Here is a 26225-nt window from a genome sequence, read left to right on the forward strand (position 1 = left end):
AGTTTCCGATGAAAAGGCTGCTTTTGCAGCCTTTTTTCTATCCTACTTTTCTTTCAGTCTAAGACCTGAGTTGGATAAACCCATTTATAATGTAAAGTACCAGAAATAAAAATGATTAATCTCGATGCCTATCAGGATCTTCTTGCTCCAATTAACCGATTTTTGCAATGCAGCACCCCAGATGAATGGGTTGAGGAAGCAAAGAAGCCTGAAAACCTTCAAACCATTTTATTAGACCACCTACTGTGTGAACTCAAAGCGGGCCAGTCCGCCATGTTCTTAATCCGTAAGTACGCAGTCGACAAAGCCAGCTCACACACCCTACTCGATTGGTTCAAACCATACGAAGACTTTGCTTACCGTAAAACAGGATCGCTAGAGACATTAAAAGGTAAGAGCAATATTTCCAAGGCCATCATCGCCAAATCAGATTCACCATACAGCCAAGATCTGATTGATAAAATGGTATTGCTGATAAAAGAAGAGTTGCACCATTTTTACCAAGTATTAGAAATCATGGATAGTCGCGGCGTAGAATACAAAAACATCCCAGCAAGTCGCTATGCGAAGGGATTAATCTCGCACATGAAAACCCATGAGCCAGACACCTTAATCGATAAGCTCATCATCGGTGCGTATATTGAAGCGCGTTCTTGTGAGCGCTTTGCGAAGCTTGCACCACATATGGATGAAGACATCGCCAAGTTCTATGTTTCGTTGCTGCGTTCAGAAGCCCGTCACTACCAAGACTACTTGATTCTGGCAGAGCAAATCGCAGGGAAAGACATCAGCGAACGGGTGGCTTATTTTGGCCGCATAGAGGCGGATCTGATCGCCACGCCAGACCATGATTTCAAGTTCCATAGCGGCATTCCGATTTAAGGGAACTATCGAAAATAACGGTGATTTAGGTTAGATTTCGTCCAAAACTCACTAACAGTCTGTATTTTAATGTTTAAAGGCTGCCATTTTCCCTCTGAAGCTATTCGTTACTATCTCGCTTACAAGCTCAGATATCGAGAGATTGAAGAGATACAACTTGAGCACGGAGTGATGGTGGGCCATACCACCATTCACTGGTGGGTTACTAAATTAATGGGCGTATCTAGTGTGCCAACGGTGATTTTCAACAGAGAACATTATGTTTCTAGCGGACATCCAGTAGAAGGTTACCAACTGATCTTAACTGAGTTAATGGCTCAGGCGAATGAAGACTAGTAGGTTTTGGCTTTTGTTCTAATCATGTAACGGTTTCACACTATTTATCACAAGTAGACTGGATAAGCGGCTTGAACGCATGACCAAGAGCGATGCCAAATTCAATGCCGAGATGCCTTGGTTAAGCTTGTTCAAAGCACCTTTAAATTGTGCAAAACCCTTCTTCTCTCTCAGTGAAAAAGTATTTGATTACAAAGCTAGGTTACTAAAAGCATACTGGTTGCAACTTGTTTTTTAGTATCCTATCTTTTTTCTAATCAGTTGTGACTTCAATCCTAGGAGCCGAGATGACATACTCACAAAAACTCAAAGCGGGTGACACGTTCCCTACATTAGAGGCAACAAAGCTGGATGGAAGCAAAGTCAAGCTAGGCCAGCCTCAAGGTGATGCAACATGGCAAGCGGTGTTTGTCTATCGTGGTAAGCATTGCCCACTCTGCACTAAATATCTGAATGAAGTTGAGAACTATAAACAAGCATTTAGTGATTCAGGCGTTGATATTTTGGCGGTCTCTGGCGATTCAAAACAGCAATTAGAGCAGCATCTGGAAAAACTCGATATCAGCTTTCCAATCGCCTATGGTCTTACTGAGCAACAAATGAAGACGTTAGGGCTTTATATTTCTCTACCACGCTCTGAAGCCGAAACCGACCATAACTTTGCAGAGCCGGGGTTGTTTGTCGTCAATGAACACGGCAACTTACACGTGGTTGATCTATCCAATAACCCATTTGTAAGACCAGAACTCGGTGCACTGACCCGAGGTTTGGCATGGATTCGTAACCCAGAGAACCACTACCCTATCCGTGGCACGCTAGACTACTGAACCTCCAGTTCGAAAGACAACAAGGCAACCGTTTTGGTTGCCTTGTTACGTTACAGAGGGGAATTGATGGATGTTGCTCACACTATTTAAGCTGGACATTGTTGCTTTCAGACCATTTTCTCAACTCATCAAGAATCGTTAACGCACTGTGCCCAAACTCGGTGAGGTCGTTACTGACTACCAGTGGTTTTCCATTGAGCACACAATGTATTACCATTTTTTCACTTTCTAGTTCTTTTAAACGCTGGTCGCCATCTTCTTGCTTGCACGTGACATAAAACTGTTAACTACCGAAAAAAATCACATCGTATTCATAGGGTAACTTCTTAATAGTTAGCGGTATTTGCTAATCTTTTTAAGCAACTATATTCTTATGGCCCCGAATTTATCTCAACAACTCTGGCTGAGTGGGCGGACGAAAATAACGTACAGCTCGAATTCATTCGGCCAGGCAAGCCGACAGAGAACTCATATATTGAGCGCTTTAACCGAACTTATCGGACAGAAGTACTGGATATGTACGTGTTTAAAACACTGAGTGAAGTCCGAGATCTGACAGAAAACTGGATGAGGGAATACAACGATGAACGGCCTCATGACTCACTGGATGATCTGACTCCCTGGGAATATTTAGCAAGACACGAAAGCAGGAAAAACTCTAATTTAGAGTGCCACTAAAACAGGGAGGGTTACAGAAGCGTTCGCAGATGCCGTTCGTTTGTGGCGACATGTGCACAATGTTTGTTTTGGAATTGCTTTAATTGGGGCGTATTGAGAAGGGAATAGAGGTAAGTTAGGGAGAAATGATTAGGAGGGAAAATCCCTCCTAAAAAAGTAAAACTAGACAAGTAATGTTTGTATGCAATTACCAAGAGCTAAGCCAAGCAAAGGGGGAACAGCATTACCAACCTGAGTATATTGAGGTACCTCAAATTTACGCATTTGACCACCAGTAGTAACTTTTGAGCGGAATACAAAGTTATCAGGAAATGATTGTAATCTTGCCATCTCACGAACAGTTAATACTCGAAGTTCATTCTCATCATAGTGGCAAGCGTCGTCTGGTATCGATAACGCAGCTGGTGCTTGGGCATTAGCTACCAAGGCTTTTTGTGTCTGCTTTTTAGTCGGATGTGCTTTGAGATAGTCTATAAATTGCTGAACAGATTCAAATTGTTCCAATTGCCCATTTGTTTGACGAAATCTGTAATCGCGACATGTTTCCCACACACTTTCTGGAAGCTCTGTTGCATCCCCCTTAAGAACAGAGAAAATAGCTTTAGTTACTGAGCGATCATCAATGCTTTGTAAGATTTGATATAAGCGAAAACGTCTGCGAACAACTTCACCATTGCTTCGCAAATCGTGGTTTGCTAAAGAATTACGCAGAGGAAGACGGAAAAATGTATCGTTTAGTGTTCTGATGAACTGTGATTGTTCTGCTGGATTATTTTTCTTTAAGTCATCCAAAGCTTCACGAACAGTGACAGATTCAGCGTTTACTAGTGGCGCGAGGAATGATTCTCTAAACAGATGAATATGTTGTGCTTTCGTCGCATCAAAATAGTTCAGATGTCCAAACTCCAACGCACTACCTTTTTCTTCAACTAAGTTATAAAAATTTAGCGAAGGAGCGAATAGTTGTTCATTAGCGCTTCCAGTTTCGAAGCGAGTCGCAATATTTTGATAGTGGTCAAAACGCACCGCAATCATTATAAAACGAGGTCGGTTTTGAGGTATTCCAACTAACTTAGCATTAACGTGAAGGCATAAAGGAATGTAGCCAATAGAAGCAAATACTTTAGCTACTTCATACCAAGCATGAAAGCTATTGCCATCATCATCTTTGAAAGCTCTTAAGATGCCTGTCACGTTCTCTAGCATCGCGATTTTAGGTTGAGTGTGCTGTACAAATTTAGCGAACTCCCAAGGTAGAGTGTTTTTATCACAATCACGTCTACGTAATCCCGCCATACTAAAACTTTGACAAGGTGGCCCTCCAGAAACTAAATCAAGTCCACCTTCTGCGTCAAATCCACTCTTGAGGTTGGCAACCAGCGCTGAATCGTCGTCCATTAGACGATTTAACTCTACGATACTGCCGACGACAAGTTTACCTTCCAACTCTGCACTATCTTTAGGCAGGTCACTATATTTCTTTCTATCGATAGGTGGGAAAGTAAAAGGGTTCTCTCTTAATCTAGATTTCAGATCAGCGAAGTTACTGTTTAACCAAAGAACATTTCTTGGAAGCTCTTCATTTTGAGCTTGCTGCTCTAAATCTTCTCCAAAGAAGTTATAAGCGAAAGATTCGGCAGCCATTGGAGAAAGCTCGTTGGCCATTGTTAATTCGAAACCACTGTGCTCTAGCCCAAGAGATAAGCCACCACAGCCAGAAAATAGCTCTATATGATTCACAAGAAAAACCAGTCCTTAAAAATTGTAAAAGCGATTCTATTCAATCAGACGTCAAATGTCCAGGACTATTTTCTATAAGAGCGTTGACACATATTATCAATGTATTGTACCTTTCGTTAAAGGCTATCGAGAGTAGCTAACCGCATAAGTAAAGACCTTGTCTGGTCCTCTCTGTAGATAAATCAACATGTATGTTGGTGTTATTTGCAGTTGAGACAAACTCTAATAACTCCCCTCATTGTGATTCATCTACCTAGACATGTGTATAGGTGGTTTTCTCTCTGTGTCCTCCAAATGCCCGTGTCGCAAACGATGCTATCGATTTGGGCTACAAGGGGAGCCTCGAAGTAAAACGCCTAAGCGTCCCGTAATTGTTTTATTTACACAGATAAACATAGCTCGGGATCTACCCAATGAAGACTACACCCCAAAAGTCACTAATTTCTGTTAAAACAGCAAAAAAAGACGCCAAAGATAAAAAAAAGAAACTTGGAATCAAGCATGCTGAAGCGCTGGATATCGTAGCTAAAGAGCATGGTTTTGAAAACTGGAAAGCCTACCTAAAAGAAGCAACCGCTAATCAACAAGCACAAATTTCTATTCCATCACCTTCAACGACATTCGTTGAATACGAAGATGTAGAGATGAGTGAAGATGACTATGAAATCCTCGATAGCGAACGTGAGGATGACCTTTCATTTGAAGTAAAAAAGCGAGTATCTGCTAACAAAAAGCAGTTAACAAAAGTTGGTGTGGAATTCTCTATTTTCGAGCCAACAATGACAGGCTTAAACAAATCCATTCTTGATGCGACGCAACCTGTAAGAACTCACTTTGAGATTGAAAACTTCCACTTCTATTGGGAGCAAGGCCAAGGCCCAGAACATAAAGTGGTGCAAAAAGCTTATTTCGTCTCTGACAGTGCACTTACCCCTTCGAAAGCAAGCTTATATCGACCTAAAACAAAAAATGGTGATCCAAGAATGTGGTTTAGAGGGTTACCTAGTTTTGCTAAACCTGGAGACCAAGTCGCTATCGTAATTAAAGATGGTCATCCACATCTTTTAAATCTCAGCGAGATTGATATTGAAATTTCACTGACGAAAGAAACCTCCTTCGTAACTCAGTTCATTTCGAGTTTAAGAGTTGGCCCAACAGATACGGCAATGGAGTTGCTTGCGCTATTGAAAAAACTAGCAAAGGCACCTTATCCAGCGCAACGTAAAGGTGACACGGCAGTTGGTTATACATTAGAAACCAACCTCGGAATTACCGCTAACTCAAGTAAGCTCCCTGACTACAAAGGGATTGAAATCAAGTCTGGGCGAGGTGTTAAAACCCGAACAACACTTTTTGCTCAGGTAGCTGATTGGGAACTCAGTCCTTGCAAGAAAAGCGCAGAAATTCTGAACAAGTATGGTTATGAGCGTGACGATGACTTCAAGCTATACTGCACCATTTCAACGAAACAAGACAACCAGCAAGGGTTGAGCTTCATATACGACCAAGCGAAAGATGAATTGCAGGAGTGGTATAAAAAAACGGATTTAGTGGCTGTGTGGCCGGGCAAACTGCTACGTAGCCGATTGAAAGAAAAACATGCCGAAACATTCTGGGTAGAAGCTAAGAGTGAAGTCATTGATGGTGTTGAGCATTTTCAATTAGTGAAAGTCACCCATACAAAGTCTCCGATTATCAGTCAGTTAATGCCATTGATTCAATCTGGTGTTATTACCATGGACCACTTAATTAAGAGAAATGGTAAAACCAACAGAGTGAGTGAGAAAGGGCCGTTGTTCAAAATTCATAAGAGCAACCTGGACCTACTATTCCCTGAATCTGTTGTTTATTCATTGGTATAAGGAGTTGATCATGAAGCGTAATACTACCTATACCCGAGTAACAAACATTCCAGCGTCAGTGTACGAAGAAGCCAGACAACGCGCGATTGACAACCCAATTTATGAAAAGTCACATCGCAAAGAGGAAGCGAACAAGGTAGGGTGCCTTGGAGAAGTGATCGCAGAATATTGGATGCGCCAGAATGGTATTGAGTTTACAGCCCAGCTAGAGAAAAAAACACACGACTATAAGCTTAAAAATGGTAAAAGCTTTGATGTGAAAACCAAAGACAGAAGGTTCAGGCCTCGAATCAATTATGACTGCAGCGTTCCTGTGTATAACCACACTCATCAGAAGTCAGATTACTTTCTTTTCATCTCTCTAGAGAGAAATAAAGATGATTATTCACGTGATATTAGGCGCTTTCATACAGCCTACATTTTAGGTTGTATGATTTATGATGAGATTGACAGAGTCGGCATAAAATTTCTGGCAGAAGAGCAAGATGACCGTAACGGTACAGGATTTTGGACTGATTGCTTAAACGTAGAAATGTGGCAATTAATACCGATTAAAGAAACCATTGAGATTTTTAAAGGGCTTAGGGAACTACCATCTCAAGAGGTGGCTGTGAATGTTTATCAAATCAACAAAATGAAAGCACAATTAGCTAGGAAAGAGATTAAGGACATAATTTTTCCTGTAGGGTATTGAGGGTAAAAAAGCGGCATAATGCCGCTTTTTTCTTGTTTAGGTTAATAGGTAGCTTTATTTATTAAACCTAACATCTTAACTCTAACAGATATATACAAATCCCTCTCTACATAACCTTTAAAAAATGATTAAACGCTCATCCGTTCTAAGTAGTTAATCTCTTCTTGGGCATTCCTTGATGACAAATTTGAATTTTTGTTTACCCGTTTAACCAGAACTTCCGGTAGCTTCTCTAAAAGTGTCTTTCTCTGTCATGGATCGAAACTAATCTTAAATGCTTTAGCGAAGTCATATATTAATTTTACCATAACATCTAAATAAGGCAGGGTTCAGTTTTGTGGAGGAGCATTAAAAGATTCATTGGGACACCGGGAGTTAAGGTGGGCCGAAGTGAATAGGCCCACTGTTAATCTGGCAACTATCACAACTTTATTCAAATACACGACTAGGGCAACAATGTTGCCGAGGCTTGCCATTTATGGTGTCAACAAACTCTGATAGTCCATGAGAGATTTCCAGTAACTTTTTCGAGAAGTAGGATTGTTCGTTATAAAGAGTTACGACCAATGTATCGATAGGACGAGTCAACGGTATAACTACTTGTTGCCAAGCATATAGTTCAGCTACTTCATCAATTTCCTCGAACGCCAATTCTTGGCCTGAGGTCAACCCTTGCCCCTTTCTCCTTTGGAAACAGTACTCCCAATACTCATCAAGTCCGTCGAGGATGACAGTCCAACCTTCTAGACCCCTTGTGCTCGCATACTGAACAACCCTGAACTGCCGCTTCTGTCTGGGAAAATCTTTCCGCAATGTACCGTCGACACCGTCCCATACCTGAAAACCTTGTTCGGAAAAAACTTCGCTGATCCGGCTTACTTTCCTTCCCCCTACCTCCTTTACCATTGAAGGCGGGACGCAAAACAAGAAATCAATTTCATCATTGCCACTGTGCTTTGCAGAGTCGAGCAAGTTTTGGTGCAAGGCCATGTTGTTTGCATACGGGGTTAGCAATAGCTTCACTTTTCCCCCGCCAGCAAGGTTATTGGGCTCAACTTGCCACGGTAGCCTGTTGGCATTTGCAATAGCGTTGATGAAAACCGATAAGTTACGCTTCATCCGCAGGCATTTTTTGAGTGGGAGGAGTTTACGAGCTTCCTTGGGGACACCCCTACTCCATTCTGGCCGTTCGCCTCGGATCATCTGATCAATGCCATCAGCTATGCAAAAGTTTGTCGAACCATATAACTGTTTGACAAGTTCAACTTCTGCTTGTGGCCAATCTTGAGCTTCGTCAATGAAAATCAGGTCAAAATCGAACGTGTCGTCATCACTGTTTCGGACTGCATCGATATCCTCTTCAGTGATAGCTTTGCCCGTCAACATATCCAATGCCGTGGAGCAGTGTATCCCATAATTGTCTAAGAAATCATCCTCTGTTTGGTCGATGACTTCGAATTTGGTAAGCCACCTGTATATGAAAGACATTACCGTACTTACGACAACCCCACCTTGATCCGGGTCTGTAGGGATGCGGAGGAGCGTCAGGAGCCGCCGTATATCTGCCGCAAGTGCATGGTTATATGTCAGTACAACAGAACGTTTCCCTTCCTCATTGAATGCCTTCCAGGCTGCTTGCAAGAACATGATAGTTTTGCCAGTGCCTCCGTGCCCCCTTAAGCAAACCATTTTATTGCCTAGTTCACTGAAAAGGCTGGAGCTTTCCTTGGTAGTGGTCGTAATAAGGTCCATCCTGCGCCGGTCGAGCGCGCTCGGGACGACTAGGTTGAACAGGGGCGAATTTTGAATTTGCTTTAATGTCGTTTCATTGGTAACGGAACGTAATACATAGTTTTGGCCAATGTGCATTAGCTGGGTGGCTGCCGCAACAGCACTCAAGAAATCTTTTCCATCAAAACTACATCCTATGGCACCTGGAATCCTTATCCTGTGCAAGCCACGCATAAATAGACATCTGTGTACAAAAGTTTCATGGCCATGGTCCTTGAAATAGCCCGATAGGGCGTGGAGTTGCTTGATATTCTGGTCTGTTGCGCTTTTCTGCCCTTGCTTCGCTCCTCTGGTGTATGAAACTAGTATATTATCTCCATTGAATGCTACTTTAGACTCGTCATGGTCTTTTACCTCGACCGCTAGGACCAGATTCTCGACCTTTACTGGTTTATCGATCCTTTTACCATTTTTGTCTTTAAGCAAACGGGTAGGCTTGAAATACCGCTTGTCTCTAAAGTGGGCGCAAACAACCACATCGATATCAGATACACAGTATCCAGACAACTTCGCACTGGCGATAATTTTGACCAACTCTTCAGATGCTGGTGTTTTATCAATACCAGTAAACTGTTCCTTTAAAGCATTAGCGATCGCAATAGCGGCTTCGTATTCGCTTGTCCCACTTTCTCCAATAATTTCTATCATTCAAGCTCTCCAATTGCGGCCAGATAACGTGCCGGGCGCTGGGCAAACTCCCTGATATCCACGAACTTGACCGTTATACCGTCACCATACAGGGTCTTGAGCTCTAACTTGGCTTCTATTTGTCTTTCTGTCGCTAACCCTTCTCTGTGGTGCCAAAGGGGATGGCACAAGACATAAGCTTGCGAATTGCCAGTTGTAATTGCATATAATTCTCCGCAAGGAACCAGTTCAGCTGGTAAATCCACCCCCAGACAAAGGTCAACAAAGTTTTTCCCTATATGGTTAGCTAGGGCCAGCCAGCGCTCCTGATCCAGAGGAATACCTAAAACGAGCTCCGCCATGTCCAGAGCCAGTCGCCAGTCTAATAGGTGGTGCTCCATTCGGTTACCATAATTCCGCAAACAGTCAGGGCAGGATTGATCGCAGTCTGAATGCGAGGTACCTTCCCACTTGTCCTTCACCGTGCAGTAGTATGTGTGTAGGGCCTCTTTTAGCCTGCGTGTGTCGTAGAGCCGGTTTGCATACCCAGCGCCATTTTCGAGCGTATCTGCGAGGAAAACTAACTCGGTTTTGCAGTGTGCTACCTGATATGTTTGCCTACCAACCCTAAGTTCCGAGGGATCTATATCTAGGTAGGTTGCTGCTGCCATCCTCAGGAACTGGGCAAATGAGGCAATTGCCGTTCTGGTTGAATGTTGCTCTATATCTAGGGTGCCGTTGTTGCCCACCCCCTTAGCACCATCAATTAACATGCTGAGCACGTCGGTCTTGAAAACGGCACCGATAGCGCCGGTTTCGAATGGTACACCGGTGACATTCAGGTCGCGGATATTCTCGGCGTTCCTGTATAGGCTATCGTCCTTGACGATTGCCTTGCCGTGAGAATTAAAGAATTCAAACATCTTTCCACGGTTATCATTAATTAAACTGATTGGCTTATGGTTAGTCAGGGCGACCTTCATCGCACCAACAGAAACGTTTCCTTCAAAGGTGGGCTGGAATGCCAATTTCGGTGGGGAAATAGCAGGCCCCGGTTGCCTCTGCCCCGAATAGTCCTGTGGGTTACTAGAGCTGACAAAACCTTTTGGCTGAAACAGCTTAAATTCTTCGGTAGGCAGCGAGCAAACCCCGCATTCTTCGTGTATCCCCATTGCTATTGAGCCGCAGTCCGGGTCTGCACATTTGCTGAAAATCAGGGGTTTGCCCAGAGGTTCTGGATCCCAGGCAAACCCTTTGTATGTTTCTTTAAGCAAGCCAAAACCAACGGCGGTATATATTTGCTTATCCTTGGGAAGTTCAGCTCCAGGGGAAAAAGACCAAACGGCATGGTCAATTGGCCGGTCGCTTATCGAGGCATTGGAATAGTCTTTTGGGTAGCCGCTATACAATGCCCTAACTCTTGTAGGGAAGCCAAACATTGGCAGTACTCCTGCCGTGGCCAGTCGTTCACTGAGCTCATCCTGGATAAAGCTGCTATCACTGACAATAGTGGAAACACGTTCGCATAGACCGTGCCGGCAATAGCTGGCGAGTGCCTGCTTCTCGTCATCAGAAAGAAGGGTATAGCTTGTTAAACTTTCGCAGACCTCCTCTATTTCCTCAGAGGTATTAAGCCAGCGGCCGATCCGCTCTCGGTAACGCGTCTCCCACTCGTCCGTTAAACCGAAAGCCCCATGAGTGCTCGCTGCACTTGAGGTTGGTGCGTCTTCTTCAAGTTTCCTGAATGCTCGGCGTAACACTTCTGCTGCAGCAACTCGTTCGATAATTTCAATTCTCCGCAGGTCTAGGTATGGCTGGGGCGGTGTATCTCCAGTAATCCTCTCTGGGTGGTTGAAATAGTAATCATCGTGAGAGTTACCCTTACACAAGGTCATTGCATAAGAGAATGCCTGCCCTGCTCGCCCGGCACGGCCAACCCGTTGTTGGTAGTTGAATCGTTGGGGAGGCATATTTGCCATCATTACAATCTTCAGTGAGCCGATATCTACGCCAACTTCCATGGTGGTAGTAACGCTTAATACATCGATGGCCTGCGTCAGCTCACACTCTTTTTCTACCAAAGCCTTTTTGAAATGTCTTTGCCGCCGCCGTTGCTCTTCTAGAGGCTTGGTTTGCCCGGTTAATTCTTCCACCCGAAGGCGGTGTGCCTGTTCTTTTGCTACCCAACGATAATAGTTGTCTTCAATTCCTTGGGTTTCTATAAATTGCCGGGAGTCGCAGCTTGCGGTAATACAGGCATCGTACGGTTGGTTAAAGCTAACCGTTGAGCACTTACTGCATTGCCTTAGACGGTTATTGCTGTCACAAAGGTGCAACCGTATCGGTAGGTTGGCGTTAGTACTGCTCATTAACAGCCAGTTGCTGTTAATAATTTTCTGCCTCCTGAATGCTTGCCCAAATTTGTCTGCCAGCTCTTTGGCAGTGGACCCTACAGACGGAGAAATTTTCTCTAGATAGTCGAGGATTACTCTGGGCGCAGTTTCCCCATTCCGGGTCCGTTCTCCTTCGAAATAGCGTTTTTGCCCTAGCAGGCGGATAATGTTGGATGCTACTTCAATTGCTTTGTCCGGAGCAATTGGGCTAAGAGCTCTCTCCGGGATATCTGGTACGGCATAGGCAATTCCCATAGATTCGAGGCCTCGTCGTCCGCCGTCAAAGACCGCATTGATGAGCTCCCTTGTTAGTTCGCTTTTTAAAACACGCTTGAAATCAACAGCAGTTTCCGGTGGAACCTCTTCCCATAAGTTAGCCTGCGGAGGGGTATAAAACCGCCACCAAGGAACACCGTTTTCGGTTTGCAGTTTCACTTTGGTACCTGCAGGATTCACTCCAATGGCAACCAGAGCATTTTCGACCCTTGCTACAAGAGCCGGCCATGGCAATACGCCACTTTGCAGGTGATCCCGTTCATAGCTACAAAGTTCCGCTTCTTCTTCTTCACCGGTAATTCCGAGGGCTTTCATCTTGAAGGCGACATAAACGTCCGGGTGAGTCTTCTTCAATTCATCGATATATTTTTTTTCTTCGTCGTTGAGGTCATTGAGGCGGCCGAAAAATTCAATGACCTTCTCTATGGTAAAAGAGCTATTTTTAGTTAGGGTCTGAAAGAGCACCTGCCTAACGACGTCGCGGTAATGGTTTAGTTCTAGGCCAGCGGCTACGTCCGCTGCGTCATCCCGGCTATCGGTAAAAGAGATCATCTGGGCAGCCTTCCCATCTTCACCTAAGTGGGCAACCGAACGGTCGGCAATAAGCTGCGTAGTGACGTTTAGACCAGTTCTCAGCCCCCGGATGGGCGAATTTACATTTGATGAGAAAAAGTCTTTAAGTTCGCCCTGAAAACGTGTGGCCATGCAGCATGGGCACTTTTCCGGTAAGGCTGCGATCTGATTTGAATTATTTCTATTTGGAACTGAGTATGTATACATAGTCCCGGTAGGGGTTTCTCCAATGGCTTGGCTTAGGTACCCAAGCTTGGGGTCAAATATGGCATTTACAAAACGGAACGTTGTATCCTTATGGCCCCAATTACCAATTCCGCCGGCCTCGGCTTTGGGCCAATACCACATGTATTTCCCATATTGCCTTTGGAAGACAAGTTGGGGCTGTGTTCCTGAGAGTTCAGACTGCCCTGACTCAAGGAAGTACCCCTCCTCCATATTGGCCTCTTCGAGTGGGGAAGTGACATAGCCACCCAAATAAGCTTCGCCGCAGTCATTGCAATATAGCAGTTCTAACACCTGCCCACCGCACCCACACTTCAATGCCGGGTGCTTAAACAACTTACCGATCTTCCGCCCCGGGTACTGGTACTGGCCTTCTACTTGGTCACATTCAGGGTTGGAACAAGCCCACATGCCCTGTACCTGTCGTAGGAACATGTGTGCCCGGAATGCCGGCTGGGGCTCTTCATATGACTTTTGCTTTTCGGAGTCTGCGGCAATGAGCATGGCTTTCAGGGCTGTCTCGTCGTAACCCTTCCCAAATAAAACATCCCCGATATCCCTTAGCTTTACAGGAATGACCCTACCATCTTCCTGCTTGCCTGCTGCTATGCAAGCTGCTCCTAATGAATCTCTGGGGGAAAACTTGTCTATGAACTTCTCCGTTACCTTGTTGTTTCCAGCGATAACACTTTCAGCTAGTCCTAATACGCTTTCCTGTTCTAGTGGCAAGTTAGCCAGAGGTTGGCGGGGTTCGCCCCCGAAAATGGCAAAGGTCTCTTTGCTGACACCAAAGAACTGCTCAAGAAAAGAAAGGCCCTCTTCACCATCAAGCGATGCACTTGTCCCCAGACAGCGCAGTTGTGGCGAATCTGGGGTTAATCCCAATCTGTTTAATAAACTACGGATTACCAGAGCTACTTCTGAACCTTGAGTTCCCCGGTAACTATGTAGTTCATCAATGATTAGAGAAAAGTGATGGTCTTCTGACTCTGCTAACCATTCCTTTGTTTGTTCGAAGATAGGGTCTTCAAGATTCCTCATTAACATAACGTTCAGCATTGAAACGTTAGTAATGAGTATATCTGGAGGGGTTTCAATCATATCCCAGCGAGTTAACATTTCACCACAGCTTGGATTCGGAAACTGGCTACGGAGACTAATCTCCTTATCGCTTAAAACCTGAGCTTCCCTATCTATTTTAAGGAGTTCTTTCGCCGTATCTTCTATGCGTGCCTGGTCTTTTCGCTTTAACTCAGTTGGAGGGTAGTACATTCCGCCTGGTGTAGCCCCTGTGTATCGACCAAAATAGAATAAAGGGAACCCCTGGTTTTCACTCCCCCTTATTGCTGCCTGCCTAATACGGGAAACTTGATCCTCTACCAGTGCATTGGTTGGATAAAGCAACAACGCCCTGACTGCTGGTTTCCTTTGCGCCCTCTTATTATTCCTGACACCCTTCCACTTTTTCTCCTTGCCCCAGTCCGATTTCCACCAAGGATTAGGGCTTGATGCTGGTTTATCAAGTGCTTCTGCAACCAATCTGGTTAGTATTGGCAATAGGAAACTTTCTGTTTTTCCCGACCCTGTTCCTGATGTGACAACAACATTCCTTTTGGAAGCATTATTGGGAGCCAGAGAGCTCACTAGTGACTGTTTTTGATGTAGCCTGAGCTTAAAACTAGGATCTTGGCCAAAGACTATTTTTGCCAGTATTTTTGCAACCTCATAATCCAGCCCAAGTTCTTTGATGGCAGCTGATATTTCAACAGCTGAGGGATAGGAGAAAACCGGTTCAAGAAGCAAGTCCTGAACCGTAAGCCCTGGAGTTTCAAGCAATTCTCGGCGTTCCCGCATCAATGATTCATCGCGCATCCAGAAAGCAGTGTCATAGTATTTGTGGTATGCCTCGCTTACGTAGGAGACGATATCCAATGGGTCGGTTTGGATCATGTTATTTTCCGTATAATTTTTGCAGAAGGGTACCTGCGACAGATTTAGGTACATTGGTATAAATTAGTTCCCCACCTGCCTTCTCGGGTAGTAAACCCGAGCAGGCAACCAGAGCCCGCCGATACAAAGAGGGAGGTTGGCAACCAATCAGGCATTGGAATTCCGTCTTGTGGGGGTCATAACCAATCAATTTAAGGTTTGCAGAGGATGCCGACAGATACTTGGCAGCTTCGAATGGTAACGATTTAGCACTTCCATCGCTATCCACGTAAAAATATGTACGCCCCTTATAAGCTGTCCTATATGCTCCGGCCCCTACCAAGCCGCTTATTTTCCAACGGTTTGTTTTGGGATCGAATTTCTCTACCTTTCCGTCATCATGAACTGATATATCCCTGGCATCCCTGCACAAAGCTCTCATCGTTGGCAAGGAAGCTGCGATATCGTAAGCAGGAAAACATCTTACGTATACTGGTTGTCCATGAGGTGTACTGATGTGCTGTATAAGTGATTCAAGGTAGTCAGTGTCTAATGTATTAAGCTGCCAGCCCAACAAATCAGGGCCATCTGTTTGTTTGCACTTGAGAAACTCAAATTCGGAAAGAGCTTCTTTCAATGAATCGATTAATGTGTTGCACCTAAAGCCCGACAGGAATGAAAGACCGTTTTCGGTAATAACTAGTGTCGCGGGTGCAACAGACCACCGCCTAATCCTATTGGTTGCCGGCTCGGTTAAAATATCTATGTAACCTAAATCTGATAGGTTATGTGCCAGTTGGTATGTATGGAGAGGATCGCATACAAATCCCGAAGTAACCTTTTCAAAAGCACTCCATGTCCCGGCGCCAAGATAACAGAGCGCATCAACGATAGTATTGATATTGATAAATTGCTCTAGTCTCGGTGGGGAGGATTCAGGTACCAATGGTTTCACATCCGCTTTCCACTGGTGCCTCTGGTATTTCCTGTTCCTTATCCTGTTCATTCGAGGTTTCTTTACAAAAGCCTTGCTACCACAAGAACGGCATTGCATGAACCTTAAATCCTTAAACCTGTCCTCAGGCGTTTTCACAGCTTCGCAGTCCCAGTAGTGATAACCTCGCAAGATGCAAGATTCCTTTAAGCCTTGGTTTTCCTGCAAGTCATAAGTTACCTCTTGAGGTTCCTCCTCTCCGAAGCAGTTTATTTCATGTAAACCACAACTTACCTCTATGCTTTTTCTTGCCGGTACACCTAACGTCCAAAAACCCCTCATTATTGGGCTAGTTTCTGATTGGCCTGCAGTTTCCACACCATTCCCCTCCCAGTAATGTTTGTCCCGGTCTACATAGCGATACTCAATTACTGAATCTATAGAGAACTTTCGTGGTTTATCTGCAGTCCGGAACGCTATGTTTCGCTCGAAAACAGCTTTGCCTTCACTAATTGCCACGAGAGTCATGTTCGATGAAGAACCGATCGCTGCACTTTGTCTTTCCAGAAAATTTATTTCTTGCGGGTTTTCAATATTGCTACCAACAACCTCATCTTTAGGACCAAGACTATGCTTTCTCAACTCAACACCAAGCAACCCATCTGGCGTAGAAGCTATAACTTGCGGTGGTGAATTAGTATGCCAAATATTATGGTGTAACCAGACTCCTCCTTTTAGCTGAATCGTGTCCCCCATAGTTATAGGTACCAGACACTGTAGATTATTGTTAACGTCAGAAGGAGAAGATTTACGCAGCACCACACCTTCAAAGCAACACCAGTTGTCTGGTAGCTGTCCATGCGTATTGACTATAGAGTAACCCTCTTGGGCATGCTTTTTTAAAAAGCTCTCTACATTGCCTTTCCAATTATCATGGCATATGAGCATGTGCTCAGTGTACATCGTAACCTTTGCTACCTCCTTGAAGTAGGAACCCGCGTCGGTCCTCGCCAGGGGTATGATTGGTCTGGGGGTATTGCTGAAGAGCAAATTATTATTGGCCACCCTTAACTTAAATGGAGTGCTCAGAATCCCGTCGAGGTTCAGGCTTTCTATTGGCTCTAGATAGGCAAGGTCGGTACCTTCCAATAATTTCAAATTGTAATCATTGTTGCCGTCTGAGAATGTTTTTTGACCACCGGTGTCGGCCGGTTCTATAACTTCAACTGCACCCTGTGAGGAGTGACCAGCTGTAAGGTAAATTCGTATTCCTCTCTTTGGGAACCGATTTTTAACAGCAACCCAGTAGAGTTGCTTACAGGCACCATTCTGGGTGGATGACCTAGAGATACCATCATATGAACTTAACTCAAGCAGAGCAGCATTCGCTACCCTATCTCGTAAATCTTCTTGTTCCCATATTTTTTTAAGCCAGCTTGAAGGGGCGCTAGTTGCCATCCATTGGTGGAGGTACAACACCACATCATTGATACTCAGCCCTTCATGGTTCAATACTCCCATATCTTCAAACATAAAACGAAGCTGTTCGCGTTCAGCTTCCCTTATGAGCGACTGTGATACTGAATAGCTGACGAATTTCCACGCGTTGACCTGCCTAGCTGTCGGGATGCCATATTCATAGTCATTTTCAGTTAGCCAATTATTCAGTGCCTTCCAGAAATAAAGAGTAGTTTTCGCACAACTTCGGAGTCTGTTCTGGCGTGTTTGATCAGTTACGGAGAATAGTTCGAATAGCCTTTGGTAGTAATTTGTTGATGAATAGTGGCCATCTCGCTTCATGTGTTCTGCTGCCAAAGCTAAGCCGAGGAGCAAACCAGAAAATGGAGGGGGATTTTCCTTATCCGTTTCCCATTGGCGTAATTCGGAAAGGTGTGGGGCATAGATATCGTTACATATCCAGCATAAACTGTCGTAAACGACGGACCCTATATAAGCATCAATTTTGTCTTTATCACAACCCAATAATTCGCATAGCTGCTGTCTTTGTGCATCTTCTAGGTCAAGATACACTGGGCTGTCTTTGGACTTGCCATCAAAAAAAACTGTGTTTACAGCCTGATTAAGGCGTAGGTAATTTTCAAATCCTTCCGAGTGCATAGGAATCCCTTCTGGCACTGTACTAAATTATAAATAATAGCACCTAATGTCATATGCCACTGTGTTCACCTTCAAAAATATGGTTCGATTGGCATACCATACAGTATCCTTGCTCCTGAGCTAGATTGCGGCGCTTAATCCAGTGGAACTACATCAAGTAATCTCTGAACTCATGAAATACTTATTTCCATGTCCTCGAGACCAAATATGTCTAACTATTTATCTCGTATTCAGAGCCACTGGGACAACATACCGCTCTGTTAAATTCAGATCCAAACTACCAATGCGCAAGGGATAAGCCATTCAACACTGTAGCATCAAATAAAGTATGTGTAGCTGAGGTGTATCCATTTGAACAACACAACGATTGAGCGAATTTTTGTAGCCTGCATCTACGGAATGAATTGCCTACTGAGAAATAAAAAACTCACACGGAAGTGAATTAAATTTGATACAAAGCTTTTACTATCTACGCCCATTAAAGGGTGAACAACAACGGCAGCTTATATCAATACGAAGCAAAGGTAACGGTTCAGCGCCCACGAGCTCGCAAGAGTGAGCATTTCCGGCAAGCCAGCACTCTACAAAATCTAACAGGTCGTCGAGACTGAAATATCTGGGGGTTCTAACAGCACACTCCCAGATAGTCAGAACTCTCCAGCCATGATCCCTAAGCCACACGCGAGCCTCTTCGTCCCTCGCTCGGTTACGCTTGAACTTGGCCTGCCAGAATTGGGCGTTAGTTTTAGGAATATGAGCTATGGCACAGTTTTCATGGCAGTGCCAGAAACAGCCGTGGATAAATACCACAGCCTTGTATTTGGGGAACACTAAGTCTGGAGACCCTTTCAAGTTCCGTACATGCAGCCGATAACGGAGGCCCCGAGAAAAAATCAGCTTTCTCAGTCCAACCTCAAGCTTTGTGTCCTTGGATGGGAATTGTGACATATCGGGCATGGGACAGTACTCGTAGCAATTACCTTCTAAACTCTTTCAAATAAAGTATGGGGTAGAAAATCAAAGCCAACTAGTCTGCTCTTTTACAACGGCTGTCGGCTCTTGTATGCCCTTCACTCCGGATCAGGTGCTATTTCACCGTATCTAGTGAACCCAGCCATCTGACTACGCCAGACTCTACGCTTCCCGTCTGTACCATGCTTATTGACCTTCCATTCACCTTCGCCATAAACATTTAGACCAGTGGTATCAATCGCCAGATGTTGTATTGCTACTCTGGTTTTGGTTTTAAATAAAACCTCAACTTCCTTAGCTAGGCCACTTATACAGGTGTAATGCGGATTTACAAGCGGGATGTTAGCCAGTTTAAATAATGAGTCTATAAAACCTTGAAGCGCTCTGAATGGCATAGAGAAAACTCGTTTTACCATTAGTTCGGTAGTAATGGCTAAGTCGCTGAATCGGCGTGGTCTACCACGCTTGCCTTGTTTGTTTTGCTTCCACTCGGCGATCGCTTCCTCATCAATCCAAAGGGTCAGAGAGCCACGGTTTATGAGCGCTTTGTTGTACAGTTTCCAATTTGTTGTTTTGTAACGAGGTTGGAACATGACGCTACAACGCTTAATGGATGTAGCTGATCAGGTCGCAGCTTCTTGATTTAGTTCCATCGATTGAAGCAACAAAGCCTGCTCTAGTATGCGATTCTTACTGCGTTTGAGGGGTTTATTAATCAGCTTCAGACCCACCAGTCCTTCCTCAGCCATTATTTTCTGATAGGTGTAGAGATTGACGGGAGCAACCGAGGATATGGGCTGCTTGAGATATACTTCCCAACTGTTCAACTAGCTCTAACGCTTCTATTTCCCGCTGAACGTCTTTGCCGTATTCACTGCATAACGAGCTCCGCTATATCGAGCCGACAGTGACCAAAATAAGCATAGAATGTACCATCGAACTGACAACGGATTTCTACTTGTTGGTTTACGAACGAATAACGAACGAGCGAGTCGATGACGTACATCTTATTGTCAAAGCTGAACGTATGGTCTTGTCGTATCTTGCGATACTCTTTCTGCGCTCAGATTGTGTTGAGATCTAAATCATCAGGTAAACGCCTAAAGGCCGAGCGTAAGCTTTTACGTTTTTTGCCCAGTAATTGGGGATGAACTCCTCTAGTCAATGCCGATTTGCGCTTTCCATATCTGTGATCTTATGCAGTCGAAGTTCTGGTACTAGCCGATCTTGGAAGGTAAAGAAGGACTGCTCTATACACCCCTTATCTGGGGGAATTTGCGAAGATAATTCCTATCCCAAACTCCTCACAGGCTCGTTGCATTTGCGAAAAGTGGACTGCCACCGCCCTCCTACGCAAATGGCGTCCGTTCGTAACTAAAACAATAATCGAGAACAATTACTATCTATGGTCTCATGCGAGCCTTTGGACTTAGCCACCAGCGCTTTTTGAGAAAACTATCAAGCTTGGGCACATACATACCTGTAGCCCGCGGATGCCATGACGGGTCTTCTTCCTGCCTTTCTCTCAACCAATCGAGTAAAACAATGACTTCTTCATCAGACAATTCAGCTTTATTCCAAGCACTTTCCGCATCTAATACATCCATCCTCCTATGTTTAGGATAAGTTGAATAGAATCGTAAAAACTCCTCGTTCACAGCAGGCTCTGCTTTCACCGAAGCATCATCTGTTAATGGTTCAGCAATGCCATATGGCCTTTGCTCTGCTTGTTGTGTGGCATTGACCAATCCTTGTTGGTCATTTGAGTCTTTTTCCATGATCTTCTCCTTACAGATTTAAAATTCATGTTTCGTCACATCGCGTGATGTGCGTCGATGGACTCTTGTAATAAGTAGATGCGGATAGTTTTTAAAATCTGTTGAAACACAAAAAAAGACGATCATCACACCGAGCCCAAACACACTTGGGTCGTATATCTGTTTATATTTTACAATAAGCATTAGCTCTGTTCATGCGGCCTTCACCAAACCTAAACACATCCGTCCAGTCAAGCTATCAAAACACTATTTTCTCGAGAAATTACGCAAAAATATGACCCCGATAAGTTCCCGAATCTCTTTACGTGTACATATGTCAACGATCAAAACACAAAAAAAGGGAGCCTCATGTCTAAAAAAAATTTGCTTACTGCTATCACTATTAAAAATGCATCATGTCCTCCGGGGGGCAAATCACGACGGTTATACGATGGGGGTGGTCTCGCTTTAATGCTGTACCCGACTGGCCACAAGGTTTGGCATATGAGGATTAAAGGCTTGAACAGTAAAGAAACCATTCTAACTTTGGGCTCGCTTGATTCTGTCAGTCTGAAAGAAGCCAGAAAACTACGTGAGACACTGACTGAAGAAAGACACCAAGGCAAAGAACCGAAATATGTCCTAAATAAGATCCTTGGCAAAAGCTCGACAACTGTCGCTGAATTAATCGCTGAGTACCTGGAAGAAAAGCGTCCGACTTGGAAAGAAAATACTTATAAAAGTGAGCTTAACCGCGCGAAAAAATACCTCTTTAATGCATCTATCGGAGCGATACCTATTGCATCCTTTACTGCAGAGCCTGCTTACGACTTTGCAAGAGCCATGGATCGCCAAGGATATAAATCCCAACATCGAAAAGTAATTTCACTACTCAGTCGTGCTTTTTATATTGGAAAGTTGCGCTATGGAATTGATGAGATTGATTTCAGCGAAATTGGACACTTTCTCATCAGACATAAAACGAAAGCACATGCCTCTGTGGAGTTTGAAGAGCTCTCTGCTATTAACACACTTATAGCTAACTCAGATTGCTCATTACAAATAAAATTGATTTGGGATTATCTATTTTTAACATCACAGCGTGTTCAAGAAGCAACGCAAAATACTTGGGACAACGTCAACTTTGACGATATGACTATAACAATCCCAGCCTCGCTTTCAAAAAATGGTCTTAAAAACATTATTCCAATGTCATCCCAAGCTCAGCGAGTTTTGAAGCTAGCTAAGATCGTCTCGAATGGAAGTACTTATATTTTTCCTTCTCCTCGTTTGACTCTAAATCAACCGATTAGTAAAGATGCTTTAGGAAAACTGCTTCGAAGTAAGGGCCTAAAAGGGACAATGTCAGCACACGGTATTCGTTCTATTTTCAGTAGCGAAATGCACGAAGAGCTCGACATCACTGAATCATTTATCATCGAAATGATACTGTCTCACACAGATAAAGATCACATTCGAGAAATCTACAATCGCAGTAAGTTTATAAGCAAGCGTCGCGATGTCCTCGAGCGTTGGGGAAACATGTACGAAGAAATCACAAAAGATTGCAGCTGCACTGATGTTGTTGAAAATGAGCTCGTACGACTCAAACTTTTACCATCTTAGGAAAAGCAGCCTAACTTCTCCAATCCCATATCTGTTACCGAGCGCTAGCATGAGCTTTTGTGTCTAGCTCTCATTTATTTCACCACTCTCTTATTAATGAAATTGGAATTTATTGATATGTTCACAAAGCATCAAATTAGCGAAATATTGTCTATTTCGGAAGGAACGATAGCCAAGTTGCCGAACTTTCCCGAGAAAATTGACAGTCCATATCTAAGTAATCTGGTGCTCTACAAAAAAGACGACGTATTCACTTGGCTTTGTAACGTGATAAACACAAGAGAGGGTTGCAAACACTATCAAGGTGAAATTGAGAAAGAACGCGTGATCAGACTGTCAGAGCTGACCGGTATCTTAAACGTCTCCAAATCACATATTTACGCTCAAATAGAGAAAAGTAACTTGCCACGCCCTATCAAACTGGGCAAAAGGGCTTCCGGTTGGCTGTTGAGCGAAATCAACGACACTCTTTTGCAAAGTGGCTTAGACGAGATAGCCTAATAAAAACCAAGGGCACTATACCTGTAGTGCCCTTTACTTTACTTCATTTTGCTTACAACTCGATAGTTGAGTAACTTGTTAGACCATGCGTCAAGCCCACAATATGTTTGCTCCACCACTCTAGCGCACGTTTTCTTTTCTGAAAAAACTTATTGCGGTTATAGGCATCCCGAATACCATCTCTGTCGGTATGAGAAAGCAGCGCTTCTATAACTACCGACTCAAAGTCTGTGCGCTCATAGAGTGTTGTACTGCCGAGCGAACGCGTACCGTGGGATGTCATCTTCCCTCCCAGCCCCATCCTTTTAAAAGCAGCATTTACCGTCTCACTATGCACAGGCTTTCTTAGAGAGTTTCTTGAAGGAAATACGTACTCGCTGCCGCGACATAGATGCTTAGCAGCTTTCAGAATAGCGATAACCTCGGGTGTAAGAGGAATTTTATGCATTAACCTATTTTTCGCACGCTCCGCTGGCAAGTACCATATTTGCTCCTCAAAAGAGATTTCTTCCCAACGAGTACCGGTAGCTTCTTTAGAGCGAGTGAGCGTGTGCAATTGGAACTCGAAAAGCAACTTATTGGCGGGTCGCATCGTCGACTGTACGACCATGGTCAATAAGTCGGGCAACTCGCTGATATCAATACAAGCAAAATTACCCCGCTTGGGCTTCTCAAATACGTCAGCCATGCTACCTATCGGATTATGGTCAATGTATTCATTATTTACGGCATAGTTCATGAGCCGACGAAACAGCGCGATAGTACGAGTCACTGTCTCCAACTTCCCTTTCTTTTCCAGCGTTCGCATCGCATCAATCAGCATCGCAGCCTTGATTTCGGAAACCGGGATAGAGCCTAATTTAGGGTAAATATGTTTATTGAGCTTTTGCCGATAACCCTCAGCGGTTTTGTGCACAACGCGTGTAGCCGCTTTTTCTAGCCACATCTCACCTATTTGTTTAACCGTATTACTGGCGCTACGTTTTAATTCTATTTTGCGATTGCGCTGCACCACACTTGGATCTAAGCCTTGTGCTCTGAGTTTTCTAAATTCCGCTACGGTTTTGCGTGCATCCAACAACGTGATCTCTCGGTAGCGCCCTAGCCCTAGATTTGCATCCCGTCCGTCGGGCTTAACAAACCGAAATTGCCACGTTTTGGTTCCCGAGGCCCTCACAACCAGAGTCAGTCCATCACCGTCGCTGAATCTTTGAAAATCTTTGCCGTTTGTGACCTTGGCATTTTCAACAAATTTACTTGTTAACTTTCGCTTCATAGCCGCCTCATTTCTATCAAAAATGTATAACTTTTTCTGACTTCATTGAGCTCAATTTTCGTTATACGTTTTTTCGAAGAAACGAGATGTAAACCAAAACGTTACCGTATTCTAACTCGCCCTTTCGTTGTATACGTTTGGTATACGATTTCTCGAAAAAAATGTATAACGCTGTCGACTAGGAAAGTAAACTATACATTTTCTTATACATCAAATGCGTGGATTTAGTTGAGGCGTACGGACGTTAATGATGGGTAATTATTTGATTTATAAAACAAAAAAGACGTCCTAGGACGTCTTTTTGAGGGAATGTGGCGGTGAGTGAGAGATTCGAACTCTCGATACGTTGCCGTATACACACTTTCCAGGCGTGCTCCTTCAGCCACTCGGACAACTCACCGAATCAAATTGTGGTTAGCATCATTGGCTAACGAGGCGCTAATTTAATGATTATGTGCCTGATGGTCAAGGCTAAATATAAAAAAAACACCCTTTTTCGTTTGTTTGCTCATTATCTAGCTAAATTGAGCAAAAGTGGGACAATTACGCGCCTTGATAGTAACCCGGCACACGGAACCAACGACGGCACTGATCGAGGAAGTAGCCGTAAAGTACTCCCATGCCACAAGACACCACTGCATTACTAGCGACGGCAGTGATAATTTGCTCCGTTGATGCTCCAACGGCAAATAAGATACCTGCGTAAACCGGTGACTGGAACAATACATACGCCACTAAATCAGACACGTTTTTTATAACAGACGAAGGAGATACCTTTTTACCTTGCCGCAGCACCCAATCGCGGAACATGCCGTAAGGCCAAGCAATCGCGATGTTTACTGGAATAGACAATGTACGCGATGCTAGGGACTGTTCAAACGTCATACCCGAAATCAAAATTTCAATAACCATCCCAGTGATAAAACAAAACACCACCATAGCAAAAGTATCCGCTGCAGCATTACGAATACAAAATGGTCCACGCGACTTCATTTACAACCTCTAACATCAAACACCAACATACATGGCAAACAAAAGATAACTTACTACACCATAAGGCCTATGTAGTTGTTGAGACTATTAAATCACAAGTTATTCAGTTTAAATAACCAATTTAATTGTTAAGTTGTAAATTAATAACCACATTTAGCCATTAAGATAGAGAATCTCACCAGCACTAGCAAAATCAGCCATGAAACGGCCTAAAATAAAGCTTAAAAACGTAATTTTTTTACTTTCCAAATGAGTTAGCCAATGAAAACATGCAGATTGATGGCAGAATATATGGCCATAGTCATTCAAATAAGCACACTTATGCTAACCAGGAGATGAGATTCGGCGAAAACCGGCAGCCTAGATAATTGCAGAGACAGTGAAGCACTAGCTATCAGAGCAAGAGGGGGGATTTCCAAGTGAAGGGCTAATTTACATAAATCTAAACACCCCCTACCCTTTGGAGTCGCATAGGTATATCGATTTATGCCTGATTGATTGGTAAGATAAGCGCAATCAACCAATCCATTAACAAATGGTATTTTATTTTGAAACTACAAGATATTCTTTCTCTTCCAGAGCTTGACGGAAAACTACTAAACCTGGCGAAAACTCAGGGCTTCGTGACAGCGATGGCGTCAGCACCAAACGTATTGATGCCTCAAGAGTGGCTACCATTTCTGTGGGGCGGAGAAGAAACTGCGCCATTTTCTGATGGCGAGCAACTAGAACAATACATTGATGAGATCGTACAAATGTGGAACCAGGCACGTCCTGCGCTTCTTGACGGGTCTTGGCAGTGGCCTGAAGGTTGTACTTTGGATGAGCAAGACATTATTTCTGCAACCACTCGTGATTTCTGCGAGGGTGTGCTTCAAGGTTGGCAACTTGCTCGTGATGATTGGGAAACACTGATGCCGGAAGACAGCGAAGACAACGCGTTGCTTGGGGGGGTTCTTCTTTCTCTGACCATGCTTTACGATCCAGAAACCACCATCGCGGCACTTGCAGAACAAGGCATAGAAGGTTTAGAGCAATTTGAAGAGATCTTCAATGCAGTACCAATGATGCTTAGCGGTCTGACTCAGCGTGGTGTGACGCTCGCTGAAGATCAATAATCACAACTAAAAAGCTCTCCTAGGCCTAGGAGAGCTTTTTTTTGATCACGTTGAAATAAATGTGGAACGTAACACGCCATACCTTGCTTCACTAACC

Annotated in this window: 17 protein-coding genes, 1 tRNA gene and 3 pseudogenes; 9 read left to right on the plus strand and 12 right to left on the minus strand. The window is 43.9% G+C overall.

Annotated features, from left to right (window positions below):
- Positions 1-111: 111 nt before the first annotated feature.
- The 3 genes from miaE (at position 112) to AK966_RS01070 (ending at position 2045) form a co-directional block, all read left to right on the plus strand.
- On the plus strand, positions 112-882 hold the full coding sequence (gene miaE / locus AK966_RS01060) for a tRNA isopentenyl-2-thiomethyl-A-37 hydroxylase MiaE (protein WP_099080523.1): 771 nt from the start codon (positions 112-114) through the stop codon (positions 880-882).
- Positions 883-951: 69 nt separating this feature from the next.
- Positions 952-1218 (plus strand): IS6 family transposase, encoded by a 267-nt coding sequence (locus AK966_RS20035; protein WP_119463378.1) that lies wholly within the window; start codon positions 952-954, stop codon positions 1216-1218.
- Between the two features lie 287 nt (positions 1219-1505).
- On the plus strand, positions 1506-2045 hold the full coding sequence (locus AK966_RS01070) for a redoxin domain-containing protein (RefSeq protein ID WP_119463379.1): 540 nt from the start codon (positions 1506-1508) through the stop codon (positions 2043-2045).
- Positions 2046-2127: 82 nt separating this feature from the next.
- Here AK966_RS01070 and AK966_RS20385 read toward each other — a convergent pair whose 3' ends face one another.
- The gene (locus tag AK966_RS20385) at positions 2128-2262 is read right to left on the minus strand and encodes a hypothetical protein (RefSeq protein ID WP_409119913.1); all 135 of its coding nucleotides are present in this window, start codon (positions 2260-2262) and stop codon (positions 2128-2130) included.
- 158 nt (positions 2263-2420) lie between these two features.
- Between AK966_RS20385 and AK966_RS01080 the strand changes: the two are divergent.
- Positions 2421-2723 (plus strand): annotated as a pseudogene (locus AK966_RS01080) (integrase core domain-containing protein); the annotation flags it as partial.
- A gap of 162 nt (positions 2724-2885) precedes the next feature.
- Here AK966_RS01080 and AK966_RS01085 read toward each other — a convergent pair.
- Positions 2886-4463, minus strand: coding sequence for a DNA cytosine methyltransferase (locus tag AK966_RS01085; protein WP_119463380.1), 1578 nt, complete (start codon positions 4461-4463; stop codon positions 2886-2888).
- A 413-nt stretch (positions 4464-4876) separates the two neighbouring features.
- Between AK966_RS01085 and AK966_RS01090 the strand changes: the two genes are divergently transcribed.
- Both AK966_RS01090 and AK966_RS01095 read left to right on the plus strand, forming a co-directional pair.
- The gene (locus AK966_RS01090; RefSeq protein WP_119463381.1) at positions 4877-6325 is read left to right on the plus strand and encodes an MvaI/BcnI family restriction endonuclease; all 1449 of its coding nucleotides are present in this window, start codon (positions 4877-4879) and stop codon (positions 6323-6325) included.
- A 10-nt stretch (positions 6326-6335) separates the two neighbouring features.
- A complete protein-coding gene (locus tag AK966_RS01095; protein ID WP_119463382.1) occupies positions 6336-7019 on the plus strand; it encodes a hypothetical protein in 684 nt (227 codons plus the stop codon).
- Positions 7020-7448: 429 nt separating this feature from the next.
- Here the strand turns inward: AK966_RS01095 and AK966_RS01100 are convergent, their stop codons facing one another.
- From AK966_RS01100 to AK966_RS01130, 7 genes and pseudogenes are all read right to left on the minus strand, one after another.
- Positions 7449-9458, minus strand: a complete 2010-nt coding sequence (locus AK966_RS01100) for an AAA family ATPase (RefSeq protein WP_119463383.1) — start codon at positions 9456-9458, stop codon at positions 7449-7451.
- A complete protein-coding gene (locus AK966_RS01105; RefSeq protein WP_119463384.1) occupies positions 9455-14908 on the minus strand; it encodes a DEAD/DEAH box helicase in 5454 nt (1817 codons plus the stop codon). The genes AK966_RS01100 and AK966_RS01105 overlap by 4 nt, the downstream gene beginning before the upstream one ends.
- Positions 14856-17885: a hypothetical protein gene (locus tag AK966_RS01110; protein WP_119463385.1), complete on the minus strand. Its 3030-nt coding sequence runs from the start codon at positions 17883-17885 to the stop codon at positions 14856-14858. The genes AK966_RS01105 and AK966_RS01110 overlap by 53 nt, the downstream gene beginning before the upstream one ends.
- Before the next feature lie 465 nt (positions 17886-18350).
- A complete protein-coding gene (locus AK966_RS20390; protein WP_119463386.1) occupies positions 18351-18842 on the minus strand; it encodes a very short patch repair endonuclease in 492 nt (163 codons plus the stop codon).
- A 167-nt stretch (positions 18843-19009) separates the two neighbouring features.
- A pseudogene (locus AK966_RS01120) lies at positions 19010-19450 on the minus strand (IS5 family transposase); the annotation flags it as partial.
- 87 nt (positions 19451-19537) lie between these two features.
- Positions 19538-20190 (minus strand): annotated as a pseudogene (locus AK966_RS20040) (helix-turn-helix domain-containing protein); the annotation flags it as partial.
- A 70-nt stretch (positions 20191-20260) separates the two neighbouring features.
- A complete protein-coding gene (locus AK966_RS01130) occupies positions 20261-20635 on the minus strand; it encodes a hypothetical protein (RefSeq protein WP_119463387.1) in 375 nt (124 codons plus the stop codon).
- 348 nt (positions 20636-20983) lie between these two features.
- Between AK966_RS01130 and AK966_RS01135 the strand changes: the two genes are divergently transcribed.
- Positions 20984-22240: a tyrosine-type recombinase/integrase gene (locus AK966_RS01135; RefSeq protein WP_119463388.1), complete on the plus strand. Its 1257-nt coding sequence runs from the start codon at positions 20984-20986 to the stop codon at positions 22238-22240.
- Positions 22241-22357: 117 nt separating this feature from the next.
- Positions 22358-22741: an AlpA family transcriptional regulator gene (locus AK966_RS01140; protein ID WP_119463389.1), complete on the plus strand. Its 384-nt coding sequence runs from the start codon at positions 22358-22360 to the stop codon at positions 22739-22741.
- A gap of 52 nt (positions 22742-22793) precedes the next feature.
- Here AK966_RS01140 and AK966_RS01145 read toward each other — a convergent pair whose 3' ends face one another.
- The 3 genes from AK966_RS01145 to AK966_RS01155 form a co-directional block, all read right to left on the minus strand.
- The gene (locus tag AK966_RS01145; protein WP_119463390.1) at positions 22794-24017 is read right to left on the minus strand and encodes an integrase arm-type DNA-binding domain-containing protein; all 1224 of its coding nucleotides are present in this window, start codon (positions 24015-24017) and stop codon (positions 22794-22796) included.
- A gap of 312 nt (positions 24018-24329) precedes the next feature.
- A tRNA-Ser gene (locus AK966_RS01150) sits at positions 24330-24417 on the minus strand.
- Positions 24418-24560: 143 nt separating this feature from the next.
- Entirely contained in the window at positions 24561-25010 is a 450-nt protein-coding gene (locus AK966_RS01155; protein ID WP_099078650.1) for an L-alanine exporter AlaE, read from the minus strand.
- Between the two features lie 506 nt (positions 25011-25516).
- On the opposite strand from AK966_RS01155, the gene AK966_RS01160 reads away from it, so the two are divergent.
- The gene (locus tag AK966_RS01160; RefSeq protein ID WP_099078676.1) at positions 25517-26128 is read left to right on the plus strand and encodes a YecA family protein; all 612 of its coding nucleotides are present in this window, start codon (positions 25517-25519) and stop codon (positions 26126-26128) included.
- Positions 26129-26225: the final 97 nt, after the last annotated feature.

Source organism: Vibrio sp. PID23_8 (assembly GCF_003584965.1).
Lineage (GTDB): Bacteria > Pseudomonadota > Gammaproteobacteria > Enterobacterales > Vibrionaceae > Vibrio.

What these genes read in the sequence shown, in the direction of transcription:
- AK966_RS01070 (WP_119463379.1), top strand. Translation starts at nt 1,506, where the DNA reads ATGACATACTCACAAAAACTCAAAGCGGGTGACACGTTCCCTACATTA.
- AK966_RS20385 (WP_409119913.1), bottom strand. Translation starts at nt 2,262, where the DNA reads ATGGTAATACATTGTGTGCTCAATGGAAAACCACTGGTAGTCAGTAAC.
- AK966_RS01110 (WP_119463385.1), bottom strand. Translation starts at nt 17,885, where the DNA reads ATGCACTCGGAAGGATTTGAAAATTACCTACGCCTTAATCAGGCTGTA.
- miaE (WP_099080523.1), top strand. Translation starts at nt 112, where the DNA reads ATGATTAATCTCGATGCCTATCAGGATCTTCTTGCTCCAATTAACCGA.
- AK966_RS01155 (WP_099078650.1), bottom strand. Translation starts at nt 25,010, where the DNA reads ATGAAGTCGCGTGGACCATTTTGTATTCGTAATGCTGCAGCGGATACT.
- AK966_RS20035 (WP_119463378.1), top strand. Translation starts at nt 952, where the DNA reads ATGTTTAAAGGCTGCCATTTTCCCTCTGAAGCTATTCGTTACTATCTC.
- AK966_RS01140 (WP_119463389.1), top strand. Translation starts at nt 22,358, where the DNA reads ATGTTCACAAAGCATCAAATTAGCGAAATATTGTCTATTTCGGAAGGA.
- AK966_RS01135 (WP_119463388.1), top strand. Translation starts at nt 20,984, where the DNA reads ATGTCTAAAAAAAATTTGCTTACTGCTATCACTATTAAAAATGCATCA.
- AK966_RS01090 (WP_119463381.1), top strand. Translation starts at nt 4,877, where the DNA reads ATGAAGACTACACCCCAAAAGTCACTAATTTCTGTTAAAACAGCAAAA.
- AK966_RS01105 (WP_119463384.1), bottom strand. Translation starts at nt 14,908, where the DNA reads ATGTACCTAAATCTGTCGCAGGTACCCTTCTGCAAAAATTATACGGAA.
- AK966_RS01095 (WP_119463382.1), top strand. Translation starts at nt 6,336, where the DNA reads ATGAAGCGTAATACTACCTATACCCGAGTAACAAACATTCCAGCGTCA.
- AK966_RS20390 (WP_119463386.1), bottom strand. Translation starts at nt 18,842, where the DNA reads ATGCCCGATATGTCACAATTCCCATCCAAGGACACAAAGCTTGAGGTT.
- AK966_RS01130 (WP_119463387.1), bottom strand. Translation starts at nt 20,635, where the DNA reads ATGGAAAAAGACTCAAATGACCAACAAGGATTGGTCAATGCCACACAA.
- AK966_RS01145 (WP_119463390.1), bottom strand. Translation starts at nt 24,017, where the DNA reads ATGAAGCGAAAGTTAACAAGTAAATTTGTTGAAAATGCCAAGGTCACA.
- AK966_RS01100 (WP_119463383.1), bottom strand. Translation starts at nt 9,458, where the DNA reads ATGATAGAAATTATTGGAGAAAGTGGGACAAGCGAATACGAAGCCGCT.